Genomic DNA, 16,560 nt, shown 5'->3' on the forward strand with positions numbered 1-16,560 from the left:
AATGTAAGAGCATTATTATGGCGCCATAGCCAAGTGGTAAGGCAGAGGTCTGCAACACCTTCATCACCAGTTCAAATCTGGTTGGCGCCTTAAAAAATAACGCGGAGTGGAGCAGTCTGGAAGCTCGTCGGGCTCATAACCCGAAGGTCAGAGGTTCAAATCCTCTCTCCGCAACTAGAAGAACATCTTTGATATTGGATAAGATCCGATGGCAGAGGTGTTTTTTAATGGGTGCATCCTATTGACAAAAGACCAAGGTGCATGATATGATGATTTTAAGATATGAATGAACGTTCATTCGCACAGGAGGTTATGAAATTGGATAAAAAAGAATTAATTCGACAAAGTGCAGCAGAAGTGTTTAGCAAAGAAGGTTATTATTCAACAACAGTAAAGATGATAGCCGCTGAAGCGAATATAGCAGTAGGCACCATATACATTTACTTCAAAACAAAAGAAGAAATTCTAGACTATATTTTTGATGTTGAACACAATAAGAGGATTCAATATTTTGAAGGACTACAAGAGCATTCATTAGGGATTATAGAAGTGATAGAATCCTTTTTAGATTATCATTTTAATGAGCTTCAAGAAAACCCGAGCATTAGTAAGGTATTGGTACAAGAAGATCTTTCTCCATTGATGTCAAAAACTAAAAATATGAGAACGTATAGTTCAAAATTACCGGATATGCTCGCAGAGATGTTGAAAAAAGCTCAAGAAAACGGGCAAATTGGTAATATAGATGCGCCTATCGTTGCTCGTTTGATTTTCCAATTGATCAAGGGAAGTGTGTATATTAGCCAGGAGAAGAAGGAAGTTAATTGGCAAAATGAAGTCAAAAGTCAAATTATCTCTTTAATTACGAAAGGGATACAAAACTAATTTTTTTTACCCTAGAATGAATGAGTATTCATTCATATTATAAATAAAAAAAGAAAAGAGGCGTCATTCGATGAAAAATAAAAAGTATTATATGTTGATTGTAGTAATAATGATAGTTGCTGTTTTTATAGGTTTTAAAGTCATATCCGCAGGGAAAAATCCGGATGTATTAACAACACAGGAAAATCAATTAGATTTGGGGATACCAACAGAAGTGGTTACAGTCAGTAGAGATAGTATGGTAGAAGGAATATCTTATATAGGAACCCTTGAGTCTAGAAATACGCTTGTATTATCACCTAAGGTGGGCGCACAGGTCACCTTCCTTAACATAGAAGAAGGAAGTCTTGTCAAAGAAGGGGATATTGTTGCAAGACTAGATGATCGTCTATGGGTAGCAAAGATGGAAACCTTACAAAAAAAGATTGAGACTTTACAGGTGAACTATTCTTATGTAAGTCAAGAAGTGGATAACTATTATATAACGAACCCTATACTCAAAAAAATTGACACCTTAGAACTAAACTTAAGTTATTTAAATGAACAAGAAAATAAGTTTAAAATGTTATTGGAACAAGGTGCTGTGGCCGAAGGAGATTATGATAAAGTTAAGCATGAAAGAGACGTGCTAAACGCTCAATTAGATGAGTTGAATGCTACATTTGCAGAGGGCTATAAAAAATTAGTTAGTCAAAGAGATACATTAGCAGCGCAAATCGATGAGTTACAAGGGAATGTAAATGAATTAGCAATCAGTATTCAAGATGCTACAATCATTGCAAGTCGTGCAGGAAAAGTGAGAATTCTTTACTATGATATCGGCGATATGGCAATCGTAGGTAAACCATTTGCTATCATTGATGATACTGAGAACTTAACGGTAAAAGTCAATATATCTGAACAAGACTTAAATAAGATTGATATCGGAACAAAAGCATTACTTAATATAACAGGTATAAGCGAAAAAAGAGAAACAAGCATTGCCAGGATTATGCCTAGGTTAAATGGAAATACGAGAGTAGGCGAAGTTCAAATGGATCTAACCGCTTTGGACCTAGGTAATATTGTTGTTGGTACAAGTGCCCAGGTAGAATTTGTCGTTCAAGAAATTCAAGATGAAATTATTATATCAAAAAGAGCCATAAAATCTTTAAAAGATAAAGATTTTGTATACATCATTGAAAACAATAGGGCAAGAGAGCAAGAAATAACTAAGGGGTTGGTTGTAGGAGACAAAGTACAAGTGCTAGAAGGCCTGACAACAGGTGAAGATATTGCCATGAATAATTTGACAAAATTATATGACGGAGCCAAGGTACATGTACTAAAAGGAGAGGATATTTAATGAATATTGGAGAATTTTCTATTAGAAATAAATATTTTGTTTTGGCTTTTGCCATAGGTATTCTTTTATTAGGTCTTTATGCTAAAACCACATTAAAAACCCAGCTAGCACCAGATACTAATGCTCCCATGACGACGGTTATCGTACAGTATCCAGGTGCATCTGCCCAAGATGTGGTTAAAGATATCGTTGAGCCCATGGAGAATGCTTTTGGAACCCTAGAGGGTATAGCCAAAATCAAATCTACGAGTCAAGATAATGTTGCTTCCATTAAGTTAGAGTTTAACTACGGAATCGATATAGATCAAGCGGCGATTGATGTTCAAAATACGATTAATAGAATAAGGGCAAATTTACCATCTAACATGGTAGAGCCAAAAGTACTGAAGTTTAGTACGGCGGATAAGCCAGTTGTAACCATTAGTCTTAGCAGTGAATCCGTTGATTTAAAAGATATCAGACAGTTGGCAGAAGATGAAATCGGTTTTGACTTTCAACTGGTTGAAGGTGTAGCCTCTATTAATATATTTGGAGGTAATATCAGTGAAGTACAAGTTAAGTTGGACCAAAATAAACTGAATGCATACGGTATAACGATAGACCAAGTAGCAAGTACCTTACAGTTAAATAATATAAAAGCGCCTGGTGGAAAACTCATTGAAAACAACAAAGAAATTCTAATTCGGGTTGAAGAAAGTTATCAAAGCTTAGAGGATATTAAAAGGATACAGATACCCTTAGCAGATGGGAATACAATATTTTTAGAAGATATTTCGAATGTTGAGATGTCTATTGAAGCCCTTGAAAGTTCATATAAATACAATGGTAAAGAAGCAATTGCAGTTATGATCACCAAAAAAAGTGATGCTAACACAGTAGAAGTCGTAGAAAATATAAGAAGTGAACTAAATATTTTAGAGGAAAAATATGCCTTTATAGACTTTGAGTTGGCTCAGGATGATTCAACATTTACATCACAGATGGTTGATAACATGACAGCAAGTGTGCTTGTTGCTCTATTTTTCACAATGATTATTATACTTTTATTTATTACAAATGTAAGCCAAGCCATGGTAATTTCCATTTCCATGCCCCTGGTCTTCATGTCCACAATGGGTCTGATGAAACTATTTGACATGAAACTGGACATGGTGACCCTTTCAGCTTTAATACTGAGTATCGGTTTTGTCGTGGATGGGGCCATTGTTGTTGTTGAAAACATCATGACACATCACCATAAACTGGGAAAAGATATTGTTACGGCTGCAATCGATGGAACGAAGGAAATCACCATGCCAAGTATAGCGGGTGCAACAACAACACTTATTGTTCTCATTCCGCTCCTGTTTATTCAAGGATTTGTTGGAGAGATGTTTAGACCCTTGGCTACAACCGTTATTTTTGCAATATCATCCTCGATTCTAATCGCGCTCATTATAATACCTTTATTTACCGTCTTATTAAATAAGCTCAAGTTTAGAAAAACGGAACAACTGCTTAGTATCGTTACAGTGCCTTTTAACAAAATGATGGATGGCTTATTACGCTTTTATATGAATATATTGAGATTTTCACTTAAGCATAAAGTCATTATGTATGCCAGCATCCTTATTGCAATTATTCTTAGTGCAACGTTTATTGTTAGAAATGGCGTTGAAATGCTACCCAAATTTGATGGTGGAGTCAGTTATGTCTCTGTTGAAATGGAACCGGGAACAGCCCTTGAAGATACAATTGAAGCCGTAAGAAATATTGAGAAAATTCTAAGTAATGAGGCTAACGTTATCGGCTATGACACTCAAATAGGTTATGAAAAAGACAGCAATATGATCAGTGATTTTGGAATTATGGGAACCAACCAAGCCAGTATGACCATTAATCTAAATACGAGAAAGGAAAGAGAAGAGACGATCTGGGAATTCCAGGAAAGACTAAGACTAGAGATAGACAAGATTCCGGATATCAAAAGATTTGTTGTAAAAGAAAAGGGCGGAACAGCCAGCAGCAGTTCAACAGCACCGATCGATATAAGAATCAGTGGACCTGACCAAAGACTGCTTTACGAGATTGCAGAAGATTTAGAAGTCAAAATCAAAGAAGTCGAAGGCACAACCAATATTTATAAAAGTTTTAACATGGATAACCTGCAAGTGAATATAAGTATGAATGATGGACGTATTCAAGAGTTGGGGCTATCCAATGCTGTTGTTGCAAAACAGATTTATAATGCAATTGAAGGTATTAACGCCACAAGTGTGGATTTTGAAGAAATTGATAATGTGAATATTGCGGTTGAATATATGGATAGATACACACAATCTATTGACAACTTGTTAAATGTTTATATTCAAACACCCATGGGTATCAAAGTGCCTTTACGAGAGTTGGCTTCTGTAGATATAGGTCAAAGAGCCAATTTGATCACAAAAGAAGACTTGGAATACACCATTGATATTTTAGGTTATACCACGACAAGAGCTTTTAGTCATATTACGAAAGATATAGAGAATATTTTTGCGACATATCCATTACCAAGTGGCTACACCCTTGGACTTACCGGTGACAATGAAGAGATGGGTGATTCAATGAAGGATATGCTTCTCTTACTGGGCTTGGCGGTTGTGTTCATTTATCTTGTTTTGGTCCCACAGTTTAAGTCATTTATCCATCCTATTACAATTATGGCTTCTATACCACTGGTTATTATTGGAATTGCACCGGCTCTTGGACTCACAGGAAAGTTTGTCTCTATGCCCGTTCTTTTAGGTTTTATTTTATTAGCGGGTACGGTTGTTAACAATGCAATATTAGTGATTAATCAAGCTATAGAAAATCAGAATGCAGGTATTGAGTTGAATGTTGCTGTGGTTCAGGCAGTCGAAGCAAGGTATAGACCTATTATGATGACAGCACTTTCAGATGTTGTAGGTATGATGCCCTTAGCCCTTCAGCTTGCTCTAGGATCAGAAAGATTCTCACCATTGGCGATTACGGTTATTGGTGGTATGTTAGCAGCAACATTTTTAACCATGATTGTTATACCGGTTATATATGCAACCTTTGAAGGTGTGAAATCTAAAATGAAGATTAATGAAGTTAATGTGGAAGAAGTCTTTTAATTAAGACATTATAAAGGAGTCCCATGAAAACCCTTCCACAGTATGTATGACTACGGCCTCCAATTGGTGCGTCCTGCACCAAAAGTCGGCAGGCAACTTCCTGTTGCCTTACTCCGTTCATACACACTGATTCCAGGAACTTCATGGTCGATGTTGGCGATGGCCATGAGATGCGAACCTAGTCTTAGCCGAGAGGAACATTTTCAAGAACCTTAAGCTGTTAGAAGTAGTAAGTGTTCATTTTTCGCCTGATCGTCCGAAGGGAAAGACCAGAAAAATGAATACTTACTGCTTCAGTATAATTAGAAGAAATGAATAAATCCCAAGATTTGGCTGCACTCATAATTTTATGTTCGAGTATAGTAATGGGGAAGCATATTTAATAACAGGTTATATGCTCTTGTATCACAAAGTGTGTAAAAAGAGCCAAAACCACCATATGTAGTGTTAAAGAAGTAATAGGAAAAAGGAAAAGAAGAAGAGGAAAAAGATAAATAAAAGTGTTGACTTATAAGATGGTGGATGATATAATTCTCTCTGTTGCCCCAAGAGGTAACGAAGTGAAAGAAACAAGGAAAGCCTTAGAAACACGGGGCTGTAAAAGACCTGAACATTGAAAACTGAACAGTAAACCAACCTATCAAAAAGTAATTTAAAACGGACGCTATGTAATTCATTATGTAGCAAAAGCAAGCTTGGTTTTTTAGTAACAAGAGCGTAAGCTCAAGTCAAAAAAAGACCAGCGAGTATTCTATAGCAAGAGATTAAACATGAGAGTTTGATCCTGGCTCAGGATGAACGCTGGCGGCGTGCCTAACACATGCAAGTCGAGCGAGAAGGTAGAAAGTGATTCTTCGGATGAGTGATCTACCGGGCAGCGGCGGACGGGTGAGTAACGCGTGGGTAACCTGCCTTATACTGGGGGATAACATTCTGAAAAGGATGCTAATACCGCATAAGCGCACAGCATCGCATGATGCCGTGTGAAAACTCCGGTGGTATAAGATGGACCCGCGTCTGATTAGCTAGTTGGTGAGATAATAGCTCACCAAGGCAACGATCAGTAGCCGACCTGAGAGGGTGATCGGCCACATTGGGACTGAGACACGGCCCAAACTCCTACGGGAGGCAGCAGTGGGGAATATTGCACAATGGGGGAAACCCTGATGCAGCGACGCCGCGTGAAGGATGAAGGTTTTCGGATCGTAAACTTCTATCAGCAGGGAAGAAAATGACTGTACCTGACTAAGAAGCCCCGGCTAACTACGTGCCAGCAGCCGCGGTAATACGTAGGGGGCAAGCGTTATCCGGAATTACTGGGTGTAAAGGGTGCGTAGGCGGTAAAGTAAGTTAGGTGTGAAAGCCCGGGGCTCAACCTCGGGACTGCACTTAAAACTGCTTTACTAGAATACAGGAGAGGTAAGTGGAATTCTAGTGTAGCGGTGAAATGCGTAGATATTAGGAGGAACACCAGTGGCGAAGGCGACTTACTGGACTGTGATTGACGCTGAGGCACGAAAGCGTGGGGAGCGAACAGGATTAGATACCCTGGTAGTCCACGCCGTAAACGATGAATGCTAGGTGTCGGGGGTCGAACCTCGGTGCCGCAGCTAACGCATTAAGCATTCCACCTGGGGAGTACGATCGCAAGATTGAAACTCAAAGGAATTGACGGGGGCCCGCACAAGCGGTGGAGCATGTGGTTTAATTCGAAGCAACGCGAAGAACCTTACCAGGTCTTGACATCCCTTTGACCGAACCTTAACCGGTTCTTTCCTTCGGGACAAAGGTGACAGGTGGTGCATGGTTGTCGTCAGCTCGTGTCGTGAGATGTTGGGTTAAGTCCCGCAACGAGCGCAACCCTTATCTTTAGTAGCCAGCACATTATGGTGGGGACTCTAGAGAGACTGCCGAGGATAACTCGGAGGAAGGTGGGGATGACGTCAAATCATCATGCCCCTTATGATCTGGGCTACACACGTGCTACAATGGTGGTAACAAAGGGAAGCGAAGCCGCGAGGTGGAGCAAACCCCATAAAAGCCATCCCAGTTCGGATTGTAGTCTGCAACTCGACTACATGAAGTTGGAATCGCTAGTAATCGCGAATCAGAATGTCGCGGTGAATACGTTCCCGGGCCTTGTACACACCGCCCGTCACACCACGGAGTCGGAAGCACCCAACGTCAGTGACCCAACCGCAAGGAGGGAGCTGCCTAAGGTGAAATCGATGACTGGGGTGAAGTCGTAACAAGGTAGCCGTATCGGAAGGTGCGGTTGGATCACCTCCTTTCTAAGGAAGAAAGTGGAAGAAATTTATTTCTGAAGCTAAAAGTGAGCAAAGCTCACATGATGGAGATCAAAAACCTCACCGTGATAAATGAAAGCGATAGATTGGTTTGCTGTTGAGTGGTCAAAGTTTATGCATTTACGTAGACTAGGAAGAACAAGCTGCGAAAAAAACGCAGCTTGGAAAGCCGTAGTCGAAGTTAATGGATCAACGCAAAGATTGATCGAAGAAAATATTCTGGTGGCGATGCGACATATGGAAACACCCGTTCCCATACCGAACACGATGGTTAAGCGTATGTCGGCCGATGATACTTGGTTGGAGACGACCTGGGAAAGTAGGTGGCTGCCAGATTTAAAACAAAGAACTCTAGAGGCAACTTTGGAGAATTCATATAAGAGATATCCGGAAAGACCGGGAGCAAAGCTTGAAGTTCATAGCTTCATATCTTGTTTAGACCCATAAAAGTAATCGGGTCATAGCGTAGCGCTATTACGAACATTGAAAACTGCATAAGAGAGATGACTTGAAAGCACGTACGGATACAGCTTAGGCATAACGCGAGGTTAAAGCGTTATGAAAAAGCGTGGTAGAAGTAGTGAAGGCAAGTCGTTAGACGATATGAAAGCACGAAAGTGAAGACATATTGTTGAAGTGATTTGTAATCTTGATAAGCGAAAGCAAATCACTGTATGTGTTACTCCCAAGTAACATATATGAAGTAACTTCATAAATCATAGGTCATGATGTATGAAGATACAAGACATCGAAATATAATGTTGTAAGAAGAAAGACGCTTTCTAATTACAGAATTACATGAATATATTTTAATCTTAAGCAAAGATTGAGCAAAGACTTAATGGGTTAGTAATAATCAAGAAAGTTAATGCAATAATCAAATTATTAGTTCAAGCTAATAAGAGCATAGGGTGGATGCCTTGGCACTAGGAGCCGAAGAAGGTCGCGATAAGCTGCGAAAAGCTTTGGGTAGGCGCAAATAGCCGATGATCCAGAGATTACCGAATGGGGAAACCTGGCTGGGAAGATCCCAGTCACTGCATGGTGAATACATAGCCATGCAGGGGGAACTCGGGGAACTGAAACATCTAAGTACCCGAAGGAAGAGAAAGAAACATCGATTACCTAAGTAGCGGCGAGCGAAAGGGTAAGAGGCCAAACCAAAGGACCTAGTCCTTTGGGGTTGTGGACTGCAAACGGTATTAAGAAGATTTAACCGAAGTGTTTTGGAAAAGCACGTCAAAGAGGGTGAAAACCCCGTAGGTGAAAAGTCGACTTAGCCAGCAGGATCCAGAGTAGCACGAGACACGTGGAACCTTGTGTGAAGCAGGGGGGACCACCCCCCAAGCCTAAATACTACCTAGTGACCGATAGCGCATAGTACTGTGAAGGAAAGGTGAAAAGAACCCCGGGAGGGGAGTGAAAAAGAACCTGAAACCCTATGTTTACAAGCAGTGGAAGCACGTTAAGGTGCGACCGCGTACTTTTGTAGAACGGTCCAGCGAGTTACTTATACTGGCAAGGTTAATGACTTAAGGTCAGGAGCCGAAGGGAAGCCAAGTCTTAATAGGGCGTTAAGTCAGTGTGAGTAGACCCGAAACCGGGTGACCTATCCATGGGCAGGTTGAAGTTACCGTAAAAGGTAATGGAGGACCGAACCCACGCATGTTGAAAAATGCGGGGATGACCTGTGGATAGCGGAGAAATTCCAATCGAACCCGGAGATAGCTGGTTCTCCTCGAAATAGCTTTAGGGCTAGCCTTGAAATAGTCTAATGGAGGTAGAGCACTGAATTGCCTAGGGGGCCTCACAGCCTACCGAAGCATATCAAACTCCGAATGCCATATAGATGTTTTTCAGGAGTCAGACTATGGGAGATAAGTTTCATAGTCAAAAGGGAAAGAGCCCAGACCACCAGCTAAGGTCCCAAAGTGTGCATTAAGTGGAAAAGGATGTGAGATTTCACAGACAACTAGGATGTTGGCTTAGAAGCAGCCATGCATTCAAAGAGTGCGTAATAGCTCACTAGTCGAGAGATCTTGCGCCGAAAATGTCCGGGGCTAAAATGCACCACCGAAGTTGTGGAAAGCACTTATTTAGATAAGTGTTTTGGTAGAGGAGCATTCTTAACACGACGAAGCTGTACCGTAAGGAGCAGTGGAGAGTTAAGAAGAGAGAATGCTGGAATGAGTAGCGAGAGAGAAGTGAGAATCTTCTCGGCCGAATATCTAAGGTTTCCAAAGTAAAGCTGATCTTCTTTGGGTAAGTCGGGACCTAAGGTGAGGGCGAAAGCCGTAGCCGATGGACAACTAGTTGAAATTCTAGTACTACGTATGAACAGAACTGTGGGGACACAGAAGGATAGGGAAATCTGGGAATGGAAAAACCAGTGCAAGCACAAAGCTTGGTTGATAGGCAAATCCGTCAACTAAAAGGCGAAGTGTGATGCGGATCGAAATTAAAGTAGAGAAGTTCCTAAATCCATACTGTCAAGAAAAGCCGCTATTGCTTCATACGTACCCGTACCGCAAACCGACACAGGTAGATGAGGAGAGAATCCTAAGGCCGACGGGAGAAGCGTTGTTAAGGAACTCGGCAAAATGACCCCGTAACTTCGGGAGAAGGGGTGCCTACGCAAGTAGGCCGCAGAGAATAGGCTCAAGCGACTGTTTAGCAAAACACAGGTTTATGCAAAACCGAAAGGTGAAGTATATGAGCTGACGCCTGCCCGGTGCTGGAAGGTTAAGGGAGTGCTTAGACTTTAGTCGAAGGTGCGAACTTAAGCCCCAGTAAACGGCGGCCGTAACTATAACGGTCCTAAGGTAGCGAAATTCCTTGTCGGGTAAGTTCCGACCCGCACGAAAGGCGTAACGATTTGGGCACTGTCTCGACAACGCGCCCGGTGAAATTGTAGTACCGGTGAAGATGCCGGTTACCCGCGACAGGACGGAAAGACCCCGTGGAGCTTTACTCTAGCTTGATACTGGGATTCGATATTACATGTACAGGATAGAAGGGAGACTTTGAACTATGGACGCCAGTCTGTAGTGAGTCGTTGTTGGGATACCTTCCTTGTAGTATTGGGTTTCTAACCTAGCACCATTATCTGGTGTGGGGACAATGTCAGGTGGGGAGTTTGACTGGGGCGGTCGCCTCCGAAAGTGTATCGGAGGCGCTCAAAGTTCATCTCAGAATGGTTGGAAACCATTCGAAGAGTGCAAAGGCATAAGATGGATTGACTGTGACACCGACGGGTGGAGCAGGTAGGAAACTAGGACTTAGTGATCCGGTGGTATGAATGTGGGATTGCCATCGCTCAACGGATAAAAGCTACCCCGGGGATAACAGGCTTATCACTCCCAAGAGTTCACATCGACGGAGTGGTTTGGCACCTCGATGTCGGCTCATCGCATCCTGGGGCTGTATTCGGTCCCAAGGGTTGGGCTGTTCGCCCATTAAAGCGGTACGCGAGCTGGGTTCAGAACGTCGTGAGACAGTTCGGTCCCTATCCGTCGTGGGCGCAAGATATTTGAGAGGAGCTGTCCTTAGTACGAGAGGACCGGGATGGACTGACCTCTGGTGTATCTGTTGTCTTACCAAAGGCATAGCAGAGTAGCCATGTTGGGAAGGGATAAACGCTGAAGGCATCTAAGCGTGAAGCCCCCCTCGAGATAAGATATCTCATCCAGAAATGGAGTAAGACCCTGGAAGACTACCAGGTTGATAGGTTAGGGTGTAAGCACGGTAACGTGTTCAGCTGACTAATACTAATAGGTCGAGGGCTTGAACTAAGAAAGTGATTATAAAGATTAGAGCTTAAGATTAAAATATGTGCATGTAACAAGTCGATGTTAACAATCTCTTATGCGGTTTTCAGTGTTTGTAAATGAAATACAAACACTGAAAATGACAATAACCTTCATAAATAGCGAAAAGACAATAATCCTCGATGGCTCAACGGTAGAGCATTCGGCTGTTAACCGAAGGGTTGCTGGTTCGAATCCAGCTCGGGGAGTTACTATATAAAATAAATTTACTGGATCTTAGGAGTAAAAATATGACCAACGGGTCTGTTTTTACGAGTTAGAGGAAGTTAATGCTTTTATATACAGCGTAAAATAAGCTTAGTGGATCTTAGGAGTAAAAACATGACCGAAGGGTCTGTTTTTTACGAGTTAGAGGAACTTAGCGCTTTTATATACAGCGTAAAATAAATTTACTGGATCTTAGGAAGAAAAACATGACCGAAGGGTCTGTAAACACAACAAGGCCCGTTGGTCAAGCGGTCAAGACACCGCCCTTTCACGGCGGTAACATGGGTTCGATTCCCATACGGGTCACTCAAAACAACGACACGACCCAGGTTGTGTTTTTTGCTATACAGATGAGAAAATAAGTCAAGCCAAGGTTTACAACTTGACAACAAAAAAGTAAGGCACTATAATGTAAGAGCATTATTATGGCGCCATAGCCAAGTGGTAAGGCAGAGGTCTGCAACACCTTCATCACCAGTTCAAATCTGGTTGGCGCCTTAAAAAATAACGCGGAGTGGAGCAGTCTGGAAGCTCGTCGGGCTCATAACCCGAAGGTCAGAGGTTCAAATCCTCTCTCCGCAACTAGAAGAACATCTTTGATATTGGATAAGATCCAATGGCAGAGGTGTTTTTTAATTCTCCAAGAACTTCATGGTCGGTGTTGGCAAGAGCTGAATAAAGAGTTAAGAATAATCATACTTAACAACTACTTATTAACTTTATCTTAATTATAGTGTATAATTATGGTTAAAACTTCAACTATATTATTTTGACACATAACCATTAAAAATATAATAAATTAAAGGTAGTGAGATTAGTATTTAGAAATTATATTAGGGAGGCCAAACATGAAGATCACACATAAAAAATTTAACGGCGGGTATCGGTTTAAAAAGTTTGAAGGTCAACCTCAAGCAAAGGTCGTAGACTTTCTGCCAAGTTCTATGTTAGAAGCTGCTAAAGATGAGATTACCTATAGTGATGATATTATGGACTATCTTAAGTCATTTGATTTGACATTAAAAAAGAGTGTAGATCAAGCATTACCTGATGAGGATATGTATATTCAAAAAGAAAGTATTGGTAAGATTCTTATTAATATGACCCAGGTGGAACCTTATGATTTTCCAATGGATATTTATTTTGAGGATAATAATGCAAAGGGCTTTATAAAAGGTCTTAAGATCTTAAGAGAAAAACTACCAAATGTTCCAATCCATGTTGTATTTTGTAAGGATAAGATTAAGAAGTATGAGACAGTAATATCAGAAATCATGAATATAGATGGAGTACAAGTATCTACAGTTGTGGGAAAATATCCTATAAATAAAAAGGAATTACTTATACCGACCTTATTGGAAATGAAATACCCAATCGGCTATCCTTCAGCCAATATTGGTGTTATTATAATGGAGCCACATAGGATTACACAGCTTTATCATCTAGATAAAGAAAAAAAGTCAATAAGTCACTCATGGGTTGCGTTGGCGGGTCCGGGATGGAAGGATAACCAGATACTTAACCTACCACTTGGGACTTCAATAAGTGAACTAACCTATCAATATCTAAATGAAGGAATGCAAGTTCGCCTAATAAAAAACAGTATTATGACAGGTCAGGTCCTCTCTAAGGAGGATGTACTGGATAAGGATACATCTCTTTTGATTGCGTTACCGGAGGGTATTAAAGGTGGACATGGTATCAACACAGGTCTGCACGGACCTGTCAGAGCATGTATATCTTGTGGTCAATGTCAAAATGTATGTCCTGTCGGCTTGATACCACATTTACTCCATAAGCATGTTGAACAAGGGCTGATAAATGAACGTTTGGCAGATTTAAGAATTTTTGATTGTATAGAGTGCAATCTTTGTAACTATGGTTGTCCTTCAAAAATAGACTTGGTTGGTAGTATTATAAAAGGCAAAGAGCAACTTGAAGAAATGGAATTGTCTCACAAAATGTATCAATTAAAAGGCATAAAGGAGGTGTAATCAGATGGGAAAAAATGATAAAGGCCTCATATTTAGACCGATAAAACTGACATTTGAATCTTTATTTAAAGGGTCAAATAAGCTCACAACAGAGAGTCCTCATATACGTAGCAATATTAACTTAAAGTACTTCATGTTGATTGCTGTAGTTGCGCTTTTGCCTTCTACATTTGCTGCTATATACTATTATGGTATTAGGATGCTCTATCTCATTGGATTCACATATCTGATTGCTTTTCTTGTAGAATGGGCTTTTGCCATTTTTAGAAAAGAGGATATTAATGAAGGGATATTAGTGACAGGCCTGATATTTCCTTTGACTTTGCCTCCAACGATACCATTTTGGATTGCCGGTGTTGGAATGGCATTTGGTATATTTTTTGGTAAAGAAGTTTTTGGTGGTACAGGTCGAAATATTTTCAACCCGGCGTTAGTAGGCAGATTGTTTATTACCATAGCTTTCCCCACTTATATGTCCTCAATGTGGATTAATCCAAGCAGTCCGGATGCGGTTACATCTGCCACACCACTTATTTTTTTAAGAGCTAATGAAGCACTACCCTTTTCACTTTGGGATCTGATGATTGGGACAGCTCCGGGATCTGTGGGAGAAACCTTTAGACTAGGTATTATTATTGCTGGGCTATTTCTCATAGTAACCAGAGTCATCCACTGGAGAGTACCGGTTGTTTATTTAGGAACTGTTGTGGTTGCCTCTTATATTGGGCATCTTTTTATACCTAGTGAGGTGGTTCAGCCTATGTACCAACTTCTTACGGGCGGTTTGCTATTTGGTGCCTTTTTCATGGCGACAGATCCAGTATCATCACCCTATACTAAAGCAGGTCAAGTCATTTATGGTATTGGACTTGGAATTTTGACCATTGTCATAAGAAGTTTTTCGGGATTTGCAGAAGGTGTTATGTTTGCTATTATTCTCATGAATGCTTTTAGACCTATGATTGATACGTATATTATTGATAAGAAATACAAACCCTTATCGGAATAGGCAGGTGATGACATGAAAGAACAATTGAAAATGATATTTTTTACGATTATACTTGGTCTCGTATCTTCAGGAATATTAGTAGGTATGGACGCATATACAAGGGATAAGATTAATGTAAATGAAGAGCTAGCTTTCAAAAAATCCGTATTACAAGCATTTGAAATAGAGTATGAAGCATCAGAAATAATAGATGTATTTGGTGATCAAATAAAAAGGATTGAAAAGAATGGTTATGATTTTTATGAGTCGAATTCAGGTGCTGTTGGGTTTGAGTTTGAAGGCTCAGGTCTTTGGGGGCCAATAGCCGGATTTTTGACACTTGAAGAAGACCTTATCACCATTCAAGACATTCAGATTATGGAACAATCTGAAACGCCGGGACTGGGTGGCATCATTGCCGAGGCTGATTATCTCGCAAAGTATAAAGGTAAAGTTTTTGATCCTGATATTGTGGTGGTAAAGGCAAATGATGAAGAAAATGCCAATAATGAAGTAGATGCCATTACCGGAGCAACAGGAACCAGTCGAGCATTTGAAACCCTTCTAAATGCAGAATACGACATAAAAAAGGAGGCACTGGTGAACTAATATGAGACTAATTAGATTAAAATACACGAAATGGTATCAATTATTGAATAAAGGTATATTTAAAGATAATCCTATTTATGCAATGGCTCTTGGTATCTGTTCTGCACTTGCGGTTACCAATAGGGTTGAAAATGCCATTGCTATGGGTCTTGGTGTGACTTTTGTGCTTTTGGCAAGTTCGATGTCAACTTCAATTATACGTAAGTTCATACCTGCCAAGGTAAGAATGGTTACCTATATGGTTTTGATTTCAACCTTTGTTATCGCCTTTCAGGGATTCCTACAAGCTTATTTTTTTGAATTAAGTAAAGCCTTAGGTGCTTACACGGGACTAATTATTACTAACTGTATCGTCATGGGTAGAGCAGAAGCTTTTGCTATAAAGAACCCCATACATTTTTCGGCTTTAGATGCACTTGCCAATGGCCTGGGGTATATGTTCACATTAATTGTTATATCCGTTGTAAGAGAGGTATTAGCCTTTGGAACATTACTGGGTATACAAGTAGTAGGGGACGGGTTTGTTACCTGGACGGTTATGGCGATGGCACCGGGAGCATTTTTCGTTATGGCCATTTATATGTGGATTATGAGAACAATTGCTAAGCTCAATATAGAATCAGCATCCTAAAAACATCAAAGAAAGTATCTTAGAAGGGAGTTCGGCTTATGGAAGGATTAATTAATATTTTTATGGCATCAGTATTAACCCATAACATTGCACTGACCTATATATTGGGTATGTGCCCCTTAATTGCTATTTCAAAGAATCTAAAAACAGCAAAAGGTATGGGCGCTTCTGTCATTCTTGTTATTACGTTGACAGCAACCATCAATTGGCCCATCTATCAATTGCTTAAGAATAACAATGCCGAGAGCATCAGTTTATTAATATTTATCATTACGATAGCTGCAACGGTTCAATTTCTAGAGATTTTTTTAGACAAATACTTGCCGGCGCTTTATAATGCTTTCGGGATATTTCTTCCGCTTATTACGGTAAACTGCGCAGTGCTTGCCGTTTCTTTGTTCATGGTTAACAGAACCTTCGGTTTCTTTGAAACAGTATTTTTTGGTTTTGGTTCAGGAACAGGTTGGGCGCTTGCGATTACCATCATTGCAGCTATAAGGGAAAAGATGGCATTGGTTAGCAAAGTGCCTGACGGTTTACAAGGTGCAGGCATCGTCATGATTATTGCAGGTATTATATCTCTTGGATTCATGGGATTTATTGGTGTTGTTGGTTTTTAGAGATAAATAAGCATAATTGCAATATCTTA

The 16,560-nt window shown here is 40.3% G+C and carries 9 protein-coding genes, 6 tRNA genes and 3 rRNA genes; all 18 read left to right on the forward strand.

Features of this window, described 5'->3' with window-relative positions; genetic code table 11:
* The first annotated feature begins 19 nt into the window (after positions 1 to 19).
* The 18 genes from PATL70BA_RS09085 to PATL70BA_RS09165 all read left to right on the forward strand — a co-directional run bounded on the left by PATL70BA_RS09085 (position 20) and on the right by PATL70BA_RS09165 (position 16,531).
* Positions 20 to 90: transfer RNA gene (locus tag PATL70BA_RS09085), tRNA-Cys, on the forward strand.
* A gap of 10 nt (positions 91 to 100) precedes the next feature.
* Positions 101 to 174, forward strand: a tRNA-Met gene (locus tag PATL70BA_RS09090).
* A gap of 144 nt (positions 175 to 318) precedes the next feature.
* Entirely contained in the window at positions 319 to 885 is a 567-nt protein-coding gene (locus PATL70BA_RS09095; protein WP_172596181.1) for a TetR/AcrR family transcriptional regulator, read from the forward strand.
* 70 nt (positions 886 to 955) lie between these two features.
* Positions 956 to 2,230 (forward strand): efflux RND transporter periplasmic adaptor subunit, encoded by a 1,275-nt coding sequence (locus PATL70BA_RS09100; RefSeq protein WP_125137065.1) that lies wholly within the window; start codon positions 956 to 958, stop codon positions 2,228 to 2,230.
* Entirely contained in the window at positions 2,230 to 5,349 is a 3,120-nt protein-coding gene (locus PATL70BA_RS09105) for an efflux RND transporter permease subunit (RefSeq protein WP_125137066.1), read from the forward strand. The genes PATL70BA_RS09100 and PATL70BA_RS09105 overlap by 1 nt, the downstream gene beginning before the upstream one ends.
* A gap of 42 nt (positions 5,350 to 5,391) precedes the next feature.
* On the forward strand, positions 5,392 to 5,565 hold the full coding sequence (locus PATL70BA_RS16280) for a hypothetical protein (RefSeq protein ID WP_172596182.1): 174 nt from the start codon (positions 5,392 to 5,394) through the stop codon (positions 5,563 to 5,565).
* Positions 5,566 to 6,115: 550 nt separating this feature from the next.
* Positions 6,116 to 7,640: ribosomal RNA gene (locus tag PATL70BA_RS09110) — 16S ribosomal RNA — on the forward strand.
* A 233-nt stretch (positions 7,641 to 7,873) separates the two neighbouring features.
* A 5S ribosomal RNA gene (gene rrf / locus PATL70BA_RS09115) occupies positions 7,874 to 7,991 on the forward strand.
* A 552-nt stretch (positions 7,992 to 8,543) separates the two neighbouring features.
* Positions 8,544 to 11,446 (forward strand): 23S ribosomal RNA (locus tag PATL70BA_RS09120).
* The 16S, 23S and 5S rRNA genes sit together here with 4 tRNA genes alongside, the layout of an rRNA operon.
* 152 nt (positions 11,447 to 11,598) lie before the next feature.
* Positions 11,599 to 11,670, forward strand: a tRNA-Asn gene (locus PATL70BA_RS09125).
* 253 nt (positions 11,671 to 11,923) lie between these two features.
* A tRNA-Glu gene (locus PATL70BA_RS09130) sits at positions 11,924 to 11,995 on the forward strand.
* A 121-nt stretch (positions 11,996 to 12,116) separates the two neighbouring features.
* Positions 12,117 to 12,187: transfer RNA gene (locus PATL70BA_RS09135), tRNA-Cys, on the forward strand.
* Between the two features lie 10 nt (positions 12,188 to 12,197).
* Positions 12,198 to 12,271 (forward strand) — tRNA-Met (locus PATL70BA_RS09140).
* A 266-nt stretch (positions 12,272 to 12,537) separates the two neighbouring features.
* The gene (locus tag PATL70BA_RS09145; RefSeq protein ID WP_125137067.1) at positions 12,538 to 13,683 is read left to right on the forward strand and encodes a 4Fe-4S dicluster domain-containing protein; all 1,146 of its coding nucleotides are present in this window, start codon (positions 12,538 to 12,540) and stop codon (positions 13,681 to 13,683) included.
* A 4-nt stretch (positions 13,684 to 13,687) separates the two neighbouring features.
* Complete coding sequence (locus PATL70BA_RS09150; RefSeq protein ID WP_125137068.1) at positions 13,688 to 14,692, forward strand: RnfABCDGE type electron transport complex subunit D; 1,005 nt, start codon at positions 13,688 to 13,690, stop codon at positions 14,690 to 14,692.
* Between the two features lie 12 nt (positions 14,693 to 14,704).
* Positions 14,705 to 15,280, forward strand: a complete 576-nt coding sequence (locus PATL70BA_RS09155; RefSeq protein WP_125137069.1) for an FMN-binding protein — start codon at positions 14,705 to 14,707, stop codon at positions 15,278 to 15,280.
* Between the two features lies 1 nt (position 15,281).
* Positions 15,282 to 15,911 (forward strand): Rnf-Nqr domain containing protein, encoded by a 630-nt coding sequence (locus PATL70BA_RS09160; protein WP_125137070.1) that lies wholly within the window; start codon positions 15,282 to 15,284, stop codon positions 15,909 to 15,911.
* A 38-nt stretch (positions 15,912 to 15,949) separates the two neighbouring features.
* Positions 15,950 to 16,531, forward strand: a complete 582-nt coding sequence (locus tag PATL70BA_RS09165; RefSeq protein WP_125137071.1) for an Rnf-Nqr domain containing protein — start codon at positions 15,950 to 15,952, stop codon at positions 16,529 to 16,531.
* Positions 16,532 to 16,560 lie beyond the last annotated feature (29 nt).

Origin of the sequence: Petrocella atlantisensis, assembly GCF_900538275.1 — a bacterium.
Taxonomy (GTDB): domain Bacteria; phylum Bacillota; class Clostridia; order Lachnospirales; family Vallitaleaceae; genus Petrocella; species Petrocella atlantisensis.